Below are 17,239 nucleotides of genomic sequence, written 5' to 3'. Positions count from 1 at the left end.
ACAAAATGCCTGTCTTTTATAGCGCTGTCCATTCCTCACACAGCATTTTATGCTTGAATTTCAGCTCATGTTCTCTTTTTTCAAGCTGAGCTTGTAAAGACAGCCACTCGCTATTATCAGGTGCTGAGCATAATTTTTCTTCAAGAGACAGTAAGGAATCCAGTACGTCTTCAAGCTGAGCAGCCACTTCTCTTTGCTGTTTCATGTTCATTTTTTTCAACAGTAGTTTTTCATTTTTCTTCATTTTTTTCACCTCTTTCTTTTCTTTACCCGATGATGAGTGTTTTAGTATGAAAAGCACATGATTAAAAATAGTTTTATCGTAGTAAAGACCCTTTAATAGCCTATTTTTTATCTTTTTTGATTATTTAGAACATAGTTTAATAAGATATAGTTACAATTAGTAATACTTTTACAAACCGTGATATACTAAAAAAAAAGAAAGGATGATGAATAGAGAATTATGCTGCAAAAATTTGGTTTTTCTCAGTATGAAAGTCAAGTATATGAAGCGCTGCTTGCGAATGAAGGTCCGCTGGATGCTAGTTCGATTGTCACGTATTCGCATGTTCCAAAAGCAAAGATTTATGAAGTACTTAATCGTTTAATTGATAAAGGCATTGTAGTAAATACATTGTCCGGGAAAAAGAAACTTTATTCAGCGGTAGCCCTTCAAACCGTCATTCAAAAACTTACTGCTGATTTTGAAAATGACATTAATGAATTAAAAACATATAAAATTAAAAGAACGTTTACAGATGATCATGTTTGGAGTTTAAAAGATAAATCCTCTATTTCTGCTCACATTGAACAGTTGATTCAAGAAGCGGAATCTTCTATTATTTTATCGGCTTGGAATGATGAGTTGGAACATTATCGCTCATTGCTAGAAGAAAAAGAGAAACAAGGCGTAAACGTCGAGGTCTTAACCATAGGAAACTTGCAGACTGCCCTCAAACATTTACATACATTAAATCCAATAGACGATCATAAAAACCTTGAGCCGTCGCAGTTGATTATTGTTGACGATGCCTACCTTTTATTTGCCGGCATTGAACATGAGACATGGAAAGCAATAAAAACCATGTCGCAGCCGCTTGTAAAAGTTTTTGCTGATTTCTTTTATCATGATGTCGCACTTACCCATATTACAAAGAAATATCAAGAGCAGCTTCTTCAGGATTCTGAGATCATGGAGCTGCTTACTCGACTGCGATATTAAAAAGGTTACTAATTCATTAGTAACCTTTTTAATATTACCTATTGAAATCCACTCTAAAAAAGGTTACTATTCTAGTTGTAACTTTTTAAAGAGGGGGTTTTTTGATGAATAAAAAAGTTTACATACTTGCGATTGCTTCTTTTGTTGTTGGAACGGTCGAATTAATTCTAGGAGGCATCTTGGACTTAATTGCCGATGCATTTCATGTATCACTAGCAAAAGCAGGTTATTTAATCTCTATTTATTCGTTTGTTTATGCTTTGTCTGCGCCGATTTTACTAAATGTGACGGCTAAGATAGAGCGGAAAAAAGTTTATATGTGGACATTATTTATTTTCTTATTGAGCAATGTATTTTCAGCCTACAGTTCAGGTTATTATATGCTATTAATCGGGCGTATCCTCGCTGCTGCGAGCGGCTCTTTTATTATTGTCCTATCTACCACAATGGCCTCTAGAATGGTAAAGCCTGAATATCAAGGCAGAGCAATTGGCGTTGTGTTTATGGGAATCAGCGGCTCACTTGTTTTGGGTATTCCTCTTGGTATTTTGATTGGAAATGCGCTTGGCTGGCGTCAAGTATTTGTTATGATTGCAATCTTAACTGCTATTATTATGATTACCGTTTGGTTTACAATGGAACGTCTAGCTCCCGCTCCAATTGTACCTTTAAAGACTCAGGTAAAAGCTTTACGCAATAAAAAAATGCTTGCTATTCACCTAGCAACATTGTTTGTACTGGCGGGTCATTTAACGCTTTATGCGTACTTCACGCCATTTTTACAAGAAACGCTAGGATTAAATACAACGATGGTGACCATTATTTATGGTATTTTCGGTCTTGCTGCAGTGGCAGGAGGAGGACTTGGAGGAGCTGTTTCTGATAGATGGAACCCTTCTTCGTCTGTTATCACCATGATTGCTCTCTTTTTTGTTAGCATGATTGCTATGCCTTTTGGCGTTCATTTGCCATTCGTTGTGTTCCTGCTTCTTATGATTATTTGGAGTGCGCTCAGCTGGGCGGTCTCACCGGCTCAAAGCAATTTAATTATTCATAGTGCACGCGACACGTCGGACATTTTAATCAGCACCAATGCAGCGATTTCACACGTAGGAATTGCGATCGGCTCCTATGTCGGAGGAATTGTCGTTAATCAATACTCTGTTATTTATAACGGCTGGGTCGGGTCTATTTTTGTATTGCTTGGTCTTTGCTTCTCTCTTTATGCGGTAACACGAACAGAAAGCACAGCAGATACGCTTCACAGTAAATAAGCTTTTACAAAAAGAGATTGGATAAAAATAATTTCATAAAAGTGAAACACGAACTATCTATCAAAAATGGATAAATAGTTCGTGTTTTTTTATAATCATGGTGAACGCAGGTACTTATAGCTGTTGGTTGGAGGACAAGGTGAAGACTCCTGCGGGAACAGCGAAACAGATGAGACCCCGCAGGAGCGAAGCGACGAGGAGGCTCATCGGCCGCCCGCGGAAAGCGAAGCCTTGCACGGAAATCAACAGCGGTCGAGCAAGCAGTCCAGATCATGCATCCAAATTGTTTGTCTTTGAGTTGGATTCATTTCGTTCTGTCCCATCCTCTTGTCATTGTGATTGCTCTTAATACATTTTAGCTGCAAATTGAGATTCGGATATAACGATAAAACCATGCTTTCTTAACAACGCAGTCGTTACCCCTTCACCGGCTATTTTAACACCTAGAAATGCTCCGTTATATATATGTTCACTTCCGCATGAAGGACTGTTTTCTTTTAGTACAATAACAGTAGCTTTTATTTCTTTTGCGATGTTCAGTGCCTTATAGGCCCCGTCTATGTATATATCTGTCACGTCTTTTCCCGATCGTTCAATAACTCGCGCATTTCCGTTTATTACGTCTATTCCCGTTCCTTTTATAATTTCTGCCGGTTCTCTAGGCGTGTGAAATCCACCTAACAGTTCCGGACATATCATCACCGCTTCTTTATTTTCAACGAGCGCTTCCATTTCCTTAACTAAGGCACTGCTTCCATTATATCTGCAAGCTTGACCTGCTAAGCAAGAACTAACCAATATCACAGAATTCTCCCTCCCATAAAAAAACACTTCTCATTCATCATACAAAGAATATATGACGAATGGAAGTGTTTACCTTTTATATTTTATTCAAGATCACGCTTTGACTCCTGCTCTTTGTCTCGATCCGTTTTTGCTTCAAATTCAGAGCGAGTCATTACGTCCTCTACGTGCATATTTACTTCTACTACTTCTAAGCCCGTCATATCGTGAACTGATTTTTTCACGTTATGAACAGTTTCGGAGAAAATCGCTGGAACATTTTTTCCGTATTCAACAATTACTTTTAAATCAAGAGCAACTTGCTTTTCTCCAACTTCAGCGTTAATCCCTTTTGTGATGTCTTCCGTGCTGCGGAAGCGATCTGTTAACCCGCTCATAAATCCACCGCTCATTGATAAAATCCCTTTAATTTCATTAGCTGCAATTCCAGCAATTTTTTTAATGACTTGATCTTCAAATGTTAATGTATTTTGATGTGTATTTTCCTGAGGTTTTACTGCTGTATTTGTTTCATTAACTGCCATAACGAACATCTCCCTTAAAGTGATTTTCTATCTTCCTCTAGTAAAGAATCCTACCCAGGCATGTATGTCTAAATGACCGTCTCGCCACTTCCCAATTACATAACCAATTCCCATAAAAGCTACGATTAGCAGCGTGGGGCCAAAACCAATTGTTAATAGTAAAATTGCCAACACTAAACCTGCCAGAATACCAAGTACTCGGCCACGGTATGGAATCAATTTATCTGGAGTACCCATTATGTCCCTCCTTCATCACACAACACGTTCTTTCTTTCGTGTTTGTGTATCTGTTAAGTCAATACGAACGGAGTGAACGGGAAGCTCAAGTAAGGCCTCCACGGCGCGTTTTGTTTCAAGCTGCATCTCTTTTCCTAGTGTTGGTAGCCCATCTCGTCCAAACAGCGAACAGTTAATATATAGACTAACTCTTTCTTTGCGAGAATGAATAGATGCTTGGACTTCAGGAGAGCGTATTCCCTGAAAGCCTCTAATTGCTCGCAAAGCTGTAGATTCAATCGTGGCTTTAGAAATGGTTATTTTGCCTTCGCCTGTTACAATTGCTAAATTCTTTTTAGGCGGTCTGCTAAATATGCCTGTTAAAAGAAAAATAATAAAAATAACAGCTAAAAATGCGCTTATTGATAATATCGTGTAGTAAAACCACTCCTGATGCTGCCACTTTTCTACCCAGTTCGAAAGGTGAGGAACCCTATAAACCATCAGTGCTAACATACCGGAACAAATCAGTCCTGCAATTCCAATAACTGCGATTAAAAACCGATTAAAATTATTCAATTTTCCACCTCATCTCAACGTGAACTCCTACTGTTTTTTAGTTATGTGTATAGGAAAGGCAACGAGATATTCAATAGTTACCCGCGATATTTTTTTAATAAACCTTTTAACTGTAAAACTGAATATAAAAAAAAACGACTAGGTTTCCCTAGTCGTTTTCCACGTCTCTATACGTTGTCTTGTGAGCTTTGATGAACTTATTACCGTTTATTAAACCGCCAATTAATAAAATAGCGGCCGTTAAATAAAACCAGACCATTAAAATAATAATACTTCCAAGCTGACCATAGATTTGCGAGTAGCTTCCAAACTGGACATAGTATCCAAATCCGGTAGATACAACTTGCCATCCTAGCGTGGAGAAAACAGCTCCTGGAAGTACATCTTTCCACGTTACTCTTGCGCTTGGCATCAGTTTGTAAAAAAGAATAAAAAAGCCTAATAAAAATAATGTCCCAATTCCCCATCTAATTGTCGTCCAGCTTTGAAACCATATGTCAGGAACATGGACTTTTGTTAGGACCAAATGTCGAATGACCTCTTCAATAATTGGTACAAATAATGAAATAGCTACTACAACCATAAAACCAAAAGTTAAAATTAAATCATTGATTAAACCGCGCAAAAACGTTTGTTTTCTTTGAATATGATACGCGTCATTTAACGAACGAACCAAAGATTGTATAGCCATAGATGCGAGCCAAAAAGTCGCCAATAAACTAAAAGATAAAACTTTTTTCCCGCTATTGTTAACTGTTTCAATTGACCGTTCAATTACGTCGTAGGCGCTTTTAGGTGTAAATGGTTCAATAAATATCAGCAAATTGTTTGTATCAATTGGAAAAAAACTCAGCAGAGAAAAAAGAAAGATAATAAACGGTACAAAAGATAACAAAAAATAGTAGGCTGTTTGAGCAGCCTGATCAAAGAAACGCTCCGTAAAAAAACGAGCGGCAACGGTCTTAGATGTTTGAATCATACAGCGTTCTCCTTTACTTTCGCTTCACCCTACAGTGAAATTCATATTCAATTTTTTATGTTCAACATGGATTGGATAAGTTTCGGCTTATAAAGCTTTCCTTTTCCATTATCCGCGGTTAACAAAGAATTTAACCTGTAAAATTATACAGCCGGTTCATAAAGAAGATATTATTATAATTACATCTGCCATTACCACCATATCAATAGATCTTCTTTTTCTTTCATAAAACCGTAAATTCTTTGGGGGTGTATTCCCTCTTTTCTTACACCTTAAACTTTTTACGCTATGTTAAAAAAGTAAAACATAAGAGCCCCGATCAGCATCAGCATAATCATTGAAACGAAAAGAACCAAAGCGTGAGAAGATTGATACGTTTGGCTGTTAATTTTTTTACGTGTTGAAAAATAATGATAGGTTGAGAAAAGAAGCAAACCTGCACTTGCAGCTAAAGAAAAGATGATAACAGCAATAATAAGAGTATCGGCTGCTTCACTTAATTTTTTTCCGGAATTGAAATGCAGGCCTCCTGCAACAAAACCAATGCCGAGTGTAGCAATAGACGTTCGAATCCACGCTAAATACGTTCGTTCATTTGCTAAGTGCTGCTGAATATAAATAGATTCATTTTCTTTTTTAGTCATGCACATACCACCGTCCTTTTATATGTCTTCTATTATAAATAAATGCTCAAACGAAAATAAATTGAGGACGCTTCATGCCACATTATACCCGAAAAAAACGAATCATTACCATTTTCAAGCGGTCGAAAGAGCTTCTTCACAAACTAAAAAAAGCCAACCCCAGTTGGCTTTTTTTAGTTTATGAAACATTTTCTTTATCTTGATCATGCTGATATTCCTCGTCCCAATAATCAGCGTTTTGAATTCCTAATTTCCCAGGAGAAAAGACAGGATCTATTCCTTGTTTTCTCTGCTCGCGATAATCTTTTAAGGTTATTAAAGCAGGCTTAGCTAAAATCAAAATTGCAATCAAATTGAGCCAAACCATTATTCCAACTCCGATGTCTGCTAATGCCCATGCAGTTTCAGCTGTTCGGATAGACCCGTACAAAGTAGTGGCTAAAAGAGCTGCCTTAAGGATCATGGATACTATTTTATTTTGTTTGCCTTTCATTACGTAAGCTAAGTTCGTTTCCGCAATATAATACTGTGTGGATATAACGTATATTTTAGACAGATTATCTGACGCTTTTTTCAGTGAAGCATAAATTCTTTACATATCCCCTACTGTTACAGCATAAGGTAATGAGTGAACTAAGGGTCACTTTATGTTCTAGGCGGAGTGTAACCGCAGCACATCTTTCTGTTTTCATTTCATGTTAATAGTTCACTAAGTGAATCATTTTATTTTTAAATATTTCTGATATGTGGTATAATTTAAGCTGATAAAAAGATGCTGCATGTACGCTAAAAGAGCAGGCCGTATGGTTTCGCTCTTTTGTTGTTTTTACGCTATGCGGCACAACGAAAGAAGGAAATAGAATGGAATTATGGAAACGAAACTTGTACATTTGCTGGTTCGGTTCTTTTTGCACCACAGCCGGGATGAGTTTAGTTATTCCGTTTTTACCGCTTTATATTGAAAAGCTGGGGGTTCACGATACAAGCTCCATCAGCAGATGGGCTGGTATTGCATTTGGAGCTACCTTTTTAATGGCCGCTATTGTTTCTCCTTTATGGGGAAGTTTGGCCGACAAATACGGTCGAAAGCTGATGCTCCTTCGCGCAAGCTTGGGTATGGCAATTGTTATGACTTCTATTGGTTTTGTACAAAATGTCTATCAGCTTGTCGGACTGCGCTTTTTAATGGGGGCCGTTTCCGGCTTCATCTCTGCAGCCATTACGTTAGTAGCGACTCAAACACCTAAAGAGCACAGCGGTAAAGCATTAGGGACGTTGTCTACAGGGGCTGTATCAGGATCTTTATTAGGACCGCTAGTAGGCGGCTACTTAGGAGATACAATTGGATTGCGTCACGTCTTTTTCGTGACAGGTGCATTTATGTTTTTGTCTTTTTTAATTGTAAATTTAATTCAAGAAGACAAAAAAGAGACGGCGAAAACGACGAAAGAGTCTAACATTGGGTTACTTTCTCTTAAGAATTCAAAGGCCGTGATTGGTGTATTTGTTACAACTTTTTTACTGCAGCTTGCGGTTATGGCTATTCAGCCAATCGTTACACTGTATGTAAAACAACTGTCTACTCATACCGATCATCTTGCCCTTATTTCAGGCTTTGTCGTAGCGGCAACAGGAATTTCAAATATTTTGGCTGCATCCAGACTTGGCAAAATCAGCGATCGCGTGGGTCCTCAAAATGTGCTTCAAATATGCTTGCTTATCGTAGCGGTTATTTGCGGCTTGCAGGCCTTTGTGCATAGTACTTGGCAGCTATTTTTACTACGTTTCTTACTCGGTTTTGCAATGGGAGGATTGTTACCTTCTATTAATTCTTATTTGAAGAAAATTGTGCCGGACTCGATTACAGGTAAAATGTTTGGCTATAATCAAACAGCACAATACTTCGGGAATTTAGCCGGTCCAGTGATTGGCGGACAAATTGCCGGAGCTAAAGGAATTCCTTACGTATTTTTAACAACGAGTGTTCTTCTACTGTTGAATGCTGGGTGGGTGTATTATCAGCGCCATCACAGACAGCAGCTAGACGGTAAAGCCGCATAAAAAACCTTCCGTGTTAACGGAAGGTTTTTTTATTACCACAAGGGTTCTTCTTCGCTGCTTACTTCATAAGAAAGTGGCATCATAACAACCGCTGCTATGAAGAAAATAAGCTCCGCGACAACAATGGATGGAAAGGAAAAGTCAAATAGTGAGAGAATAAGCCAAATAATAAGGGGTGCAAATGAGTAGATTGATAATCGCTTTTGGGATTTTGCAGAGATATACTGTTGTTTGTCACAGTGTGGGCATTCTAAAACGTTTCTAAATGTTAACAGTTGTTTAAAGGTTGTCCTCCAGTTCCATTTATGATTACAATTTTGACAGGTGGCCATGGGCATCACGCTCCTAAAAAGAATTTATGTACATATAAAGTATACGTACAAGTTGGTAAAGAGTTTCATTTTTATGATTAAAAACGTTTTTACTATTATAACATAAAACAAAATAAAAGGCTTTTTACAGGAAAAAGCCTTTTATTTCAACGTTTATTTAGAAACAGCTTCATTCGTTTGAGAAGTTGTTTTTACTTTTATAACCATAATAACAAAAGCGAGCAATCCAAGAATCGCTGCTACAAGAAAAGGAGCTTGAGGCGCTACGGCATTGCCGATAACTCCTGATAATAAAGGAGCAAACGCTGCGCCTAACCATCTTAAGAAATTATATCCTCCAGATGTAATTCCTCGTTCATAAGGAGATACTTCCATTACATGACTCGTAAATAAGGCATTATTAAGTCCTGATACAAGACCTGCTGCCATAATTAAAACAATGCGCAACCATGTTGCATCAAAGGCAAATAAACAAATTAAAATAAGTGAAAAAACAATTAAGCTAACATGTAACACTTGTTTTGGCTGATATCTTTTTTCTAACTGATGTGCTAAAACCGCTGAGCCATAAGCTAAACATAATCCCCATCCAAAGAAAACAAAACCAATTTGAAGAGCTCCGATCGATAGAATAAGCGGCGTATAAGCTAACACTGTAAAAAATCCGTAGTAATAAAGCATGCCTGATACAGCGCCTTGAGTAAATGGTTTTAATTTATAAAGTTTAACCATGTCTTTAAAACCTGCTGCTTTACGAGGTTTAGTGCTTGTAGGCTGTTTAACAATCGTTAATACTAAAATAAAGGCGATAAAAATTAAAGCACTTGTACCGAAAAACGGCAATCTCCAAGAAGCATTTCCTAACACGCCTCCTACAAGCGGTCCTCCGGCCATCCCCAAACCAATTGCAGCTTCATATAATCCTACTGCTTTTTTCACTTCACCTGATAATGCAATAAGCAGCGTCATAGCTGTTGCAAAGAAAAACGAATTACCAAGTCCCCAACCTGCTCGGAAAATGGAAAGCTGAGGAATGTTGTTAGAAAACCCGCATAGGGCTGCAAAAATCGTCACAATGATAAGTCCTGTTACCATTAAGCGCTTGTCTCCTACACGTGACGCTAGGATGCCTGCTGGAATCATCATAATAGCCATCATTAACAAATAGGAAGTAAATAACATTTCTACTTGCCAATGAGAAGCTCCAATTTGCTTAGCAATTTCCGGTAAAATCGGATCTACTACTCCAATTCCCATAAATGCTAAAAAAGTAGCTACTACCGTAATAATTTGACCTAATCGGTTATTTGAATGCTGTCCTTCCACTCTTTCATCTCTCCTTTTGTTTTTGTTTTTTCATGTATTGCCATAGCAGATTCTCGCATTTCTTTTAATTCTGTTTTAAATGCCTGCATTTTTACGACTTTAAAATCAATCATCTTGATTTGATTTTCTAGCAAATCTTCTATTTGCGTGATCTCTTTCAATGACAATCCTTGCCGCTCACTTCTTTCTTCAATCATTCTTTTAAGCGACATAAACTGCTGCAGCTCCTGTAGAGAAAAACCGAGAACTTCTTTTGCTTCTGCTACTTTTCTTAGTTCTTTTACCTCTTCTTCGGAATAAATTCGTGCATTTCCTTTTGTGCGCTGCGGGGGTAAAATGAGTCCAATCTCTTCATAATACCGAAGAGCTCGCTTGGTCAAACCGGTCATTTTCGTCACGTCATCGATTAAATACATATGTTTCACCTCACCTCTCATTAACATTAACGTTAACGTTAATAATTCATATACTCATTATAGATTAACGTTAACGTTAATGTCAATAATATTAAGGTATTTTATGTAAATCTTAAAAATATGTGCACAAAAAAACCTATTGAAAAATCAATAGGTTACATCAATATGTCATATAGCTGCTGTGCTGTTTCTCCTATTACTTTACCGTACACTCCTCTTTTTTTAGAAGTAAGTTCCGCACTATCGGAGGTGAATCGTACATTATATACAGCGCCCTCATAAGTAAGCTGTACATCTGGGTCAAGAGCGACGCTGTAATCAGCTTTTTTCCATTGAATTTGTTTCATAATTGATTCTACAGTTAAAGCATCTTCTGAACTTAACGTTTTATCTCCTGCTTTTATAGGCTTGCCCTCCCTGTTTTTATTAAATTTTAGTTCCGAATGAGAAGATGAAAATTCAAGTTGGTTTTTATCATGCGCTATGAAATCTTGGGGTAGTTCTACATAGCGGACAACCTCTCCTTCGTGTACAAACACAAGCATTTGATCAGCAGCAGATATTTTTTTCATCACTTCTTCACTAACCGGTGCGTTTACAAGTTTTTCTACGTCGGCTTTCTTGCTTTTGTTTGTGAATAAATATCCTTTTTCCCATTTAAAATCACTTAACTTCGATACATCCACTGAGCTTACACCTTTTTTTTCAAATGATTGCTGAATATTCTCTCCCATTTCTTTGTCGTTGGTGACTTGGGCATTAGAACTGCACCCTACTAAACAACAGAAAATAATGCCTATTACTATAAGAACCTTCACTTTTGCCTTCCTCCTCTCTACCATTCTTTTATAAAATTCCAACTTTGTACCATTTTAACATATAATTCCTATTTTTCACGAAAACAAACAAAGAATGCGCTTACATAATTTCACGCATATAATTTCTGTTTATTTATAAGTTTTTTCTGAATATTTTAAGAAAATTTTAATATTTTATTTAGTTCGTTTTTAAACTTTATCTTTAGACTAAAAAATAAGTTAAAAATAAATAACGCAGGAGGAAAACAATGACTTGTCTATCTGAAGTTTTAAAGTTTAATGAAAAATTTGTAACCAATAATCAATTTGAGGCTTTTCAAACATCCAAATTTCCTAACAAAAAAATAGTCATTTTAACTTGTATGGATACACGTTTGTTAGAATTACTTCCTAAAGCTATGGGGCTAAAAAATGGAGATGCAAAAATAGTGAAAAATGCCGGAGCTGTTATCTCCCATCCCTTTGGTAGCGTCATGAGAAGTATCTTAGTTGCCGTCTACGCTTTGCAAGCTGATGAAGTATGTGTCATCGGTCATCATGAATGTGGAATGACGGGCATGAAAGCTGAAGCTATTTTAGCCTCTGCTGAACAAAGAGGGATTAGCACGGAACAGATTCGTAATCTAAAATATGCTGGTATTGATTTAGAATCATGGCTGACTGGGTTTGAATGTGTAGAGGATAGTGTCGAAAACAGTGTGGATATGATTCGAAATCACCCTCTATTACCAAAAGACGTGCTTGTTTCTGGAATGGTTATTCATCCTTCAACAGGAAAACTTGACGTCGTTGTAAACGGCTATTCCCAAGACCGAGCTGAAACCGTAAGCTCATGAAGGAGGATCCTATTGAATGCTAAAAGATAACCGATTTCAAGGCTATTCAGCAGGGCATTTACAAAAAGACATTATCGCCGGTTTGGTTGTTGGGGTCGTTGCTATTCCTTTAGCGATGGCCTTTGCCATCGCTTCTGGTGTAAGACCTGAATATGGGATTTATACAACCATTATCGCAGGGATTATGGTTTCAATATTAGGCGGATCGAAATTTCAAATTGCAGGTCCAACGGGTGCATTTGTTCCGGTGCTGCTTGGAGTTGTCATGCAATATGGTTATGAGAACCTCATTATTGCCGGCTTTATGGCTGGAATTATGATTACGCTTCTCGGAGTATTTAAGCTAGGGAAATTTATAAAGTTTATTCCGCGCCCTGTGACGATTGGATTTACAGCAGGAATTGCGATTATTATTTTCTCAGGTCAGATCGCTAATTTTTTAGGATTAAAAGGAATTGCAAAACATGAGGAATTTCATTTAAATATGATTGAAATCCTACGAAAAATTGCAACGATTAACATTTACAGCGTTATCATAGCCGCTATTTGTTTAGCTATCGTTATTACAACGCCAAAGTTTTTACCTAAAATTCCAGGTGCCCTTCTAGGTCTTCTTGTCTCCACACTTGTAGCCATTACACTGTTCCCAGGAAAAGTTGCAACGATTGGCTCTACTTACGGTGCCATTCCGAGTAAACTACCATCTTTTAGCTTCCCAGATTTAACATGGGATAACATCGTGATGCTATTTCCGGCTGCCTGCGTAATCGCGATGCTTGGAGGTATTGAATCTTTACTATCGGCTGTTGTTGCTGATAATATGGCCAAAACCAAGCATAATAGCAATAAAGAACTTGTCGGTCAAGGAATTGCTAATATTGCTACCTCTCTATTTGGCGGAATTCCAGCAACTGGTGCCATTGCCAGAACAGCTACCAATATTAAAAACGGGGCGGCTTCTCCGTTATCAGGAGTCATACACGGCTTAGTTGTTTTATCGGTCCTTGTGATGCTGGCTCCTTATGCATCAAACATTCCGCTGGCAAGTATGGCACCTATTTTAATGTTTGTGGCTTGGAATATGAGTGAGCGTAAAGAATTTGCGCATATTTTAAAAACCAAGTCAGCTGATTCATTTGTACTTGTAGCTACGTTTTTATTAACAGTTTCAATCGATTTAACAACAGGTGTAGGCGTGGGTCTACTTTTAGCTATTGTCATGTTCGTGAAACGAATGAGCGGATCACTGAAGATTTCAAAGGTTTTAGCGGAAACATCTGAAAACGCTAACAAATCTGAGTTGATGGAATATACCATGCAAGGATCTCTTTTCTTTGGATCGGCTGAAGTACTGGAAGATTCTTTTGATAACATCGTCGAAGCGAAACCGAAAGTTTTATTGCTTCGAATGAGCCAAGTATCCTTTATTGATACATCTGGAGAAGCTTTACTATCAAAGGTGGTCGAACGGTTGAAAGATTCGCATAGCCAAGTCGTTATTTCTGGCTTACAGCACCAGCCGAAAGAAATGTTAAAGTCAACCGGTCTATATGATAAAATCGGTGAAAAAAATATATTTTCTTCCGAACCTCCCGTGAGTAAGATTAAAGCTCGTCATAGAATCGTTACTACGTAATAAAAAAGAGATCCGAACGATTAATCGTTCGGATCTCTTTTTTTAAATATTAAACCGGTACCCTGCTCCCCAAACCGTTTCTAGGTACTGAGGATCTGCTGGGTTTTCTTCTAGCTTTTCTCTTAGTTTTCGAATGTGAACTGTTACGGTTGAAATGTCTCCTGAAGAATCAAATCCCCAAATTTTTTCAAATAGATGTTCTTTACTTAATACTTGATTTGGATGAGAAACGATAAACTTTAGCAAATCGAATTCCTTCGCTGTAAAAAACACTTCTTTGTCATTCACAAATACTCTTCTAGCGAGCGTGTCAATGGCTAAACCATGAATGCGAATCATACGCTTTTCCTGCTTATCAGAGAGTCTTTCATATCTCGCTAAATGCGCTTTGACTCTTGCGACCAGCTCCCCAGGGCTGAATGGCTTGGTAATATAGTCATCTGCACCTAGCCCGAGCCCTCTAATTTTATCGATTTCTTCTTTTTTAGCTGAAACTAAAATGATTGGAATATCTTTTGCAGCTCGAATTTGCTTGCACACTTCAAATCCACTCACTTTAGGGAGCATAATATCCAAAATAACCAAATCAAAATGTTCATTTAACGCTTTTTCTAATCCCTTATCCCCGCTATATTGAACGTCTATTTCAAAATCGTTAATTTCTAAATAATCTCTTTGCAATTCAGCAATACTTACTTCATCTTCAATTAACAATATCTTCTTCATGTGTATCACCATTTTCATTCATTTTTTGCAAAGAAAAGAAAATACTTGTTCCTTCGCCAAGCTTACTTAGTGCCCAGATGTCTCCCCCGTGGCGTTCAACAATTTGTTTTGCGATGGCCAGTCCAAGTCCACTTCCTCCAGTATTGCTATTGCGGGACTGTTCTGCTCGATAAAACCGGTCAAAAATATGCGCTAATGCTTCCGGTGAAATCCCAGAGCCGTTGTCTTTTACTTCAATAATGAGTTCACTTTCGGTAGCAGAAAGAACGATATCGATTCTTCTTTTTTCTTTATCCATAAATTTAATGCTGTTGGTTGTTAAATTTATTAAAACTCTTCGCAGCTGCTCAGCATCTGCCTTTGCATACAGTGTCGTTAGAGAATCATTAGAAAATAAAACATCAATATCATGTTCGCTCATTTCAAACTGAAGCTCTTGCACATAACTTTCCATAAAGGCAGAAATATTAAGTTTTTTAAACACAAATGGAATTTCGTGCAAATCCAATTTAGAAAATAAAAACAGCTCATCAATTAACGCATTCATGTCTTTTGCTTTCGTTGAAATCGTTAACAAATATTTAGAAAGCTTATCTGGCGTATTAGCCACGCCATCTTGAATTCCTTCTACATATCCTACAATGGAAGTAATGGGAGTTCGTAAATCGTGTGAAATACTTGAAAGCAGCTGCTTTCGATTATCTTCATATTGAATTTGCAGTTCAACAGAAGATTTTAGTTTTTGCCTCATTTCTTCAAAAGCTTGCGTTAATTCGCCTATTTCATCCTTTGAATTAGCAGAGATCTCAAAGTGAAGATCACCTTGTTTTATTTTTTCGGCCGCTTCTTTTAATTCACGAATGGGTTTAATAATGCTTCTTGAAACAAGATAGTTTAAAAATCCAATAATCACAATGACTAAAATTAATAGTAGAAAGATTAAAAAAGGGAAAATCCGATTAATAATACCTACATAAGGGCTGATTTTTCGCAAAACGTAAATGCTTCCTTTTTCTTGATTTGAGAAAGGAAAATCAAGGTTGATATATGTAAAATACTGCTTGCCTATGCGCAGCATGTCCTGCTGATACGAATGATTTCCTTTACTTTTTTGATGCTTTGGCAAGTATTTACGAAGGTTTTCTCCTTTAATGGATTCTGAAGCATATACAACCTCTGTGTTTTTTTGAATCACAATATCAATATTTTCAAATTCATATTTTTTAACTGTCTCCGGCCGCAGCAGCTGTTCTGGTTTTTTTTCACTCAATAACTTTAAATCTAAGAATGCATTTTCTTCTTCTGGCGTTAACAATTTATACTCATAGGAGTGGCTGTACAGTTTTCTTACAAAATCGGCGTCTCCAGTAATGGAGAAAAAAATAAGAAAGCCCGATAAAAAAAGCAAAATAATAAAAACAAACACAATACTGATATACGTTAAAACAAAACGCAGCTGAATTGACATGACTTACCCTATGCCCCTTTGGCTTTAACAAAACTATTTGATAGACTAGTAAAGGTGAATAACAAATAGATCGTTAGACATTATACATATAGTAAAAATTAAAACAACAAAACAAATGTATATTCTCACTTTACCGTGATAGAGTGAGAATGAACACCACCTTTTTTACCATTTTATGAATTACTGGAAAATTATGATCTATTTTTCATAATATTCTTAGGCTGAAAGGTATATTATATGCCTTAATATTTTAAAAAAGGAGACTTTTTAATGAAAATTATTAAAGCTACTTCCTCTCACATCCCTTCTGTTGCCCGTCTGTACGTAGACAGCTGGCGCATTACATACAAAGGGTTAGTACCTGATGCTTATTTAAACAACTTGTCTTATAAACAAAGTGCAGAAAAGTGGTCCCTTTTTCTTACCGAGCCTTCTCATTTTATTTTGCTCGCTATCGATGAACGAGAAGAGATTGTCGGCTTTTCAGCAGGTAAACCTCATTTGTCCGCTGCTGAAATATACGCGCTATACGTTTGCAAGGAAGTGCAAAACCAAGGAGTTGGTCGTCTTCTGTTTTCTCATTCAGTAAAAGAATTTACTGATCAGCACTATACGTCTATGATTATTTGGGCCATGAAGAAAAATAAGAAAGCCGTTCAGTTTTATAAAAAATTAGGCGGCAAAAAAAGCTTGAATCGTACAAGTCAATTTGGAGAAACTAAAGTTGAAGACGAAGCATACGGTTGGGAACGTCTTCCTTCTAATAAATAGACGAGCACACTAGTGTGCTCGTTTATTTATTAGAAGATAATATTATTGAGCCGTTGTCTTTTTATCCGTTGAATGAGCTTTATTACAAAGCCTATTCCAGTGCCAAAAACAATTCCCTTGACTCACTATAAAACAATCCAGCCATTTCTGAAAATTCATATGTAATACATGTGCATCTTGAAACGATACGTTCTGCTTTTTTACTATTATATATGCAGGATGCGCTGATTTTTTAGAGTCAATGATAATCTCTTCTTCTCCGACAGACCCAATTGTCATATAAAGACTCTGACTTTTATAAGCTGTTTCTCTTACGTCTTCTAAGCTATAAAGATTCCCTGTTATTTTTTTGTCAGCATCAATGAACAAATTACACCCATTTGTTAGCTGTAAAAACTGCTTGTAGTCTTCAGGAAGTGATACATGCATTTCTTCTTCAAAAACTTGCAGTTGGTTCTTGCTTACTCCATCAAAAAAATTACAAGTGGTTCTGTATACTTCTCCTTCATTTTTACACACTTCTATAACATTATTGTTTTCCCACAGCCGCTTTCGAAGTGAATTTATTATTTTTTCAATCATACTCTTCCTCCAAGCGTTGGATTTA

At 37.0% G+C, this 17,239-nt stretch carries 22 protein-coding genes; 7 read left to right on the top strand and 15 right to left on the bottom strand.

Going from position 1 to position 17,239, the window contains the following annotated elements:
* Positions 1 to 16: 16 nt before the first annotated feature.
* Positions 17 to 244 (bottom strand): hypothetical protein, encoded by a 228-nt coding sequence (locus AC1VNJ_RS12590; RefSeq protein WP_074680934.1) that lies wholly within the window; start codon positions 242 to 244, stop codon positions 17 to 19.
* Positions 245 to 463: 219 nt separating this feature from the next.
* Between AC1VNJ_RS12590 and AC1VNJ_RS12585 the strand changes: the two genes are divergently transcribed.
* The 3 genes from AC1VNJ_RS12585 (at position 464) to AC1VNJ_RS12575 (ending at position 2,793) form a co-directional block, all read left to right on the top strand.
* Complete coding sequence (locus AC1VNJ_RS12585; protein ID WP_033579145.1) at positions 464 to 1,222, top strand: TrmB family transcriptional regulator; 759 nt, start codon at positions 464 to 466, stop codon at positions 1,220 to 1,222.
* A 104-nt stretch (positions 1,223 to 1,326) separates the two neighbouring features.
* A complete protein-coding gene (locus AC1VNJ_RS12580; protein WP_047750855.1) occupies positions 1,327 to 2,496 on the top strand; it encodes an MFS transporter in 1,170 nt (389 codons plus the stop codon).
* Positions 2,497 to 2,619: 123 nt separating this feature from the next.
* Positions 2,620 to 2,793, top strand: coding sequence for a hypothetical protein (locus AC1VNJ_RS12575; RefSeq protein WP_306460852.1), 174 nt, complete (start codon positions 2,620 to 2,622; stop codon positions 2,791 to 2,793).
* A gap of 48 nt (positions 2,794 to 2,841) precedes the next feature.
* Here AC1VNJ_RS12575 and AC1VNJ_RS12570 read toward each other — a convergent pair whose 3' ends face one another.
* From AC1VNJ_RS12570 to AC1VNJ_RS12540, 7 genes are all read right to left on the bottom strand, one after another.
* Positions 2,842 to 3,300, bottom strand: coding sequence for a 2-thiouracil desulfurase family protein (locus AC1VNJ_RS12570; protein ID WP_033579147.1), 459 nt, complete (start codon positions 3,298 to 3,300; stop codon positions 2,842 to 2,844).
* An 83-nt stretch (positions 3,301 to 3,383) separates the two neighbouring features.
* The gene (locus AC1VNJ_RS12565; protein ID WP_034269226.1) at positions 3,384 to 3,824 is read right to left on the bottom strand and encodes an Asp23/Gls24 family envelope stress response protein; all 441 of its coding nucleotides are present in this window, start codon (positions 3,822 to 3,824) and stop codon (positions 3,384 to 3,386) included.
* A 27-nt stretch (positions 3,825 to 3,851) separates the two neighbouring features.
* Positions 3,852 to 4,061 carry a DUF2273 domain-containing protein gene (locus AC1VNJ_RS12560; RefSeq protein ID WP_033579149.1) on the bottom strand — a complete coding sequence of 70 codons (210 nt, stop codon included), beginning with the start codon at positions 4,059 to 4,061 and terminating at the stop codon, positions 3,852 to 3,854.
* A 15-nt stretch (positions 4,062 to 4,076) separates the two neighbouring features.
* A complete protein-coding gene (gene amaP / locus AC1VNJ_RS12555) occupies positions 4,077 to 4,619 on the bottom strand; it encodes an alkaline shock response membrane anchor protein AmaP (protein ID WP_034269223.1) in 543 nt (180 codons plus the stop codon).
* Positions 4,620 to 4,767: 148 nt separating this feature from the next.
* Positions 4,768 to 5,598: a YihY/virulence factor BrkB family protein gene (locus AC1VNJ_RS12550; RefSeq protein WP_033579151.1), complete on the bottom strand. Its 831-nt coding sequence runs from the start codon at positions 5,596 to 5,598 to the stop codon at positions 4,768 to 4,770.
* Between the two features lie 281 nt (positions 5,599 to 5,879).
* Entirely contained in the window at positions 5,880 to 6,242 is a 363-nt protein-coding gene (locus AC1VNJ_RS12545; RefSeq protein ID WP_033579152.1) for a YidH family protein, read from the bottom strand.
* A 178-nt stretch (positions 6,243 to 6,420) separates the two neighbouring features.
* Positions 6,421 to 6,780, bottom strand: coding sequence for an alanine:cation symporter family protein (locus tag AC1VNJ_RS12540; protein ID WP_261763992.1), 360 nt, complete (start codon positions 6,778 to 6,780; stop codon positions 6,421 to 6,423).
* A 323-nt stretch (positions 6,781 to 7,103) separates the two neighbouring features.
* Between AC1VNJ_RS12540 and AC1VNJ_RS12535 the strand changes: the two genes are divergently transcribed.
* Positions 7,104 to 8,303 (top strand): multidrug efflux MFS transporter, encoded by a 1,200-nt coding sequence (locus AC1VNJ_RS12535; RefSeq protein WP_033579550.1) that lies wholly within the window; start codon positions 7,104 to 7,106, stop codon positions 8,301 to 8,303.
* A 32-nt stretch (positions 8,304 to 8,335) separates the two neighbouring features.
* Here AC1VNJ_RS12535 and AC1VNJ_RS12530 read toward each other — a convergent pair whose 3' ends face one another.
* From AC1VNJ_RS12530 to AC1VNJ_RS12515, 4 genes are all read right to left on the bottom strand, one after another.
* Positions 8,336 to 8,635, bottom strand: a complete 300-nt coding sequence (locus AC1VNJ_RS12530; RefSeq protein ID WP_016764349.1) for a TIGR04104 family putative zinc finger protein — start codon at positions 8,633 to 8,635, stop codon at positions 8,336 to 8,338.
* A gap of 153 nt (positions 8,636 to 8,788) precedes the next feature.
* Positions 8,789 to 9,961, bottom strand: a complete 1,173-nt coding sequence (locus AC1VNJ_RS12525) for an MFS transporter (RefSeq protein WP_014459848.1) — start codon at positions 9,959 to 9,961, stop codon at positions 8,789 to 8,791.
* Entirely contained in the window at positions 9,931 to 10,377 is a 447-nt protein-coding gene (locus AC1VNJ_RS12520) for a MerR family transcriptional regulator (protein WP_033579154.1), read from the bottom strand. Before AC1VNJ_RS12520 ends, AC1VNJ_RS12525 begins: the two co-directional genes overlap by 31 nt.
* 155 nt (positions 10,378 to 10,532) lie before the next feature.
* Positions 10,533 to 11,195, bottom strand: coding sequence for a hypothetical protein (locus tag AC1VNJ_RS12515; RefSeq protein WP_328132930.1), 663 nt, complete (start codon positions 11,193 to 11,195; stop codon positions 10,533 to 10,535).
* Between the two features lie 248 nt (positions 11,196 to 11,443).
* On the opposite strand from AC1VNJ_RS12515, the gene AC1VNJ_RS12510 reads away from it, so the two are divergent.
* Positions 11,444 to 12,031, top strand: coding sequence for a beta-class carbonic anhydrase (locus AC1VNJ_RS12510; RefSeq protein WP_013057294.1), 588 nt, complete (start codon positions 11,444 to 11,446; stop codon positions 12,029 to 12,031).
* A 16-nt stretch (positions 12,032 to 12,047) separates the two neighbouring features.
* On the top strand, positions 12,048 to 13,667 hold the full coding sequence (locus tag AC1VNJ_RS12505) for a SulP family inorganic anion transporter (RefSeq protein WP_108674749.1): 1,620 nt from the start codon (positions 12,048 to 12,050) through the stop codon (positions 13,665 to 13,667).
* A gap of 42 nt (positions 13,668 to 13,709) precedes the next feature.
* On the opposite strand, the gene AC1VNJ_RS12500 is transcribed toward AC1VNJ_RS12505, so the two are convergent.
* Both AC1VNJ_RS12500 and AC1VNJ_RS12495 read right to left on the bottom strand, forming a co-directional pair.
* Positions 13,710 to 14,393 carry a response regulator transcription factor gene (locus AC1VNJ_RS12500; protein WP_013057296.1) on the bottom strand — a complete coding sequence of 228 codons (684 nt, stop codon included), beginning with the start codon at positions 14,391 to 14,393 and terminating at the stop codon, positions 13,710 to 13,712.
* Positions 14,371 to 15,861, bottom strand: coding sequence for a sensor histidine kinase (locus AC1VNJ_RS12495; RefSeq protein WP_033579158.1), 1,491 nt, complete (start codon positions 15,859 to 15,861; stop codon positions 14,371 to 14,373). The genes AC1VNJ_RS12500 and AC1VNJ_RS12495 overlap by 23 nt, the downstream gene beginning before the upstream one ends.
* 270 nt (positions 15,862 to 16,131) lie before the next feature.
* Here AC1VNJ_RS12495 and AC1VNJ_RS12490 point away from each other — a divergent pair, with 270 nt between their 5' ends.
* Positions 16,132 to 16,632: a GNAT family N-acetyltransferase gene (locus tag AC1VNJ_RS12490; protein ID WP_033579159.1), complete on the top strand. Its 501-nt coding sequence runs from the start codon at positions 16,132 to 16,134 to the stop codon at positions 16,630 to 16,632.
* 42 nt (positions 16,633 to 16,674) lie between these two features.
* Here the strand turns inward: AC1VNJ_RS12490 and AC1VNJ_RS12485 are convergent, their stop codons facing one another.
* The gene (locus AC1VNJ_RS12485) at positions 16,675 to 17,214 is read right to left on the bottom strand and encodes an SMI1/KNR4 family protein (RefSeq protein WP_482640853.1); all 540 of its coding nucleotides are present in this window, start codon (positions 17,212 to 17,214) and stop codon (positions 16,675 to 16,677) included.
* Positions 17,215 to 17,239: the final 25 nt, after the last annotated feature.

This window comes from Priestia sp. 3CA3, from assembly GCF_056836725.1.
Note: the sequence above shows the minus strand (reverse complement) of the source record. Positions and strands in the feature narration are given on the sequence as shown.

Excerpts from the sequence above, each read along its gene's own strand:
- AC1VNJ_RS12590 (WP_074680934.1), bottom strand. The coding sequence starts at position 244 with ATGAAGAAAAATGAAAAACTACTGTTGAAAAAAATGAACATGAAACAG.
- AC1VNJ_RS12585 (WP_033579145.1), top strand. The coding sequence starts at position 464 with ATGCTGCAAAAATTTGGTTTTTCTCAGTATGAAAGTCAAGTATATGAA.
- AC1VNJ_RS12580 (WP_047750855.1), top strand. The coding sequence starts at position 1,327 with ATGAATAAAAAAGTTTACATACTTGCGATTGCTTCTTTTGTTGTTGGA.
- AC1VNJ_RS12565 (WP_034269226.1), bottom strand. The coding sequence starts at position 3,824 with ATGGCAGTTAATGAAACAAATACAGCAGTAAAACCTCAGGAAAATACA.
- AC1VNJ_RS12560 (WP_033579149.1), bottom strand. The coding sequence starts at position 4,061 with ATGGGTACTCCAGATAAATTGATTCCATACCGTGGCCGAGTACTTGGT.
- AC1VNJ_RS12550 (WP_033579151.1), bottom strand. The coding sequence starts at position 5,598 with ATGATTCAAACATCTAAGACCGTTGCCGCTCGTTTTTTTACGGAGCGT.
- AC1VNJ_RS12545 (WP_033579152.1), bottom strand. The coding sequence starts at position 6,242 with ATGACTAAAAAAGAAAATGAATCTATTTATATTCAGCAGCACTTAGCA.
- AC1VNJ_RS12535 (WP_033579550.1), top strand. The coding sequence starts at position 7,104 with ATGGAATTATGGAAACGAAACTTGTACATTTGCTGGTTCGGTTCTTTT.
- AC1VNJ_RS12530 (WP_016764349.1), bottom strand. The coding sequence starts at position 8,635 with ATGGCCACCTGTCAAAATTGTAATCATAAATGGAACTGGAGGACAACC.
- AC1VNJ_RS12520 (WP_033579154.1), bottom strand. The coding sequence starts at position 10,377 with ATGTATTTAATCGATGACGTGACGAAAATGACCGGTTTGACCAAGCGA.
- AC1VNJ_RS12510 (WP_013057294.1), top strand. The coding sequence starts at position 11,444 with ATGACTTGTCTATCTGAAGTTTTAAAGTTTAATGAAAAATTTGTAACC.
- AC1VNJ_RS12505 (WP_108674749.1), top strand. The coding sequence starts at position 12,048 with ATGCTAAAAGATAACCGATTTCAAGGCTATTCAGCAGGGCATTTACAA.
- AC1VNJ_RS12500 (WP_013057296.1), bottom strand. The coding sequence starts at position 14,393 with ATGAAGAAGATATTGTTAATTGAAGATGAAGTAAGTATTGCTGAATTG.
- AC1VNJ_RS12495 (WP_033579158.1), bottom strand. The coding sequence starts at position 15,861 with ATGTCAATTCAGCTGCGTTTTGTTTTAACGTATATCAGTATTGTGTTT.
- AC1VNJ_RS12490 (WP_033579159.1), top strand. The coding sequence starts at position 16,132 with ATGAAAATTATTAAAGCTACTTCCTCTCACATCCCTTCTGTTGCCCGT.
- AC1VNJ_RS12485 (WP_482640853.1), bottom strand. The coding sequence starts at position 17,214 with ATGATTGAAAAAATAATAAATTCACTTCGAAAGCGGCTGTGGGAAAAC.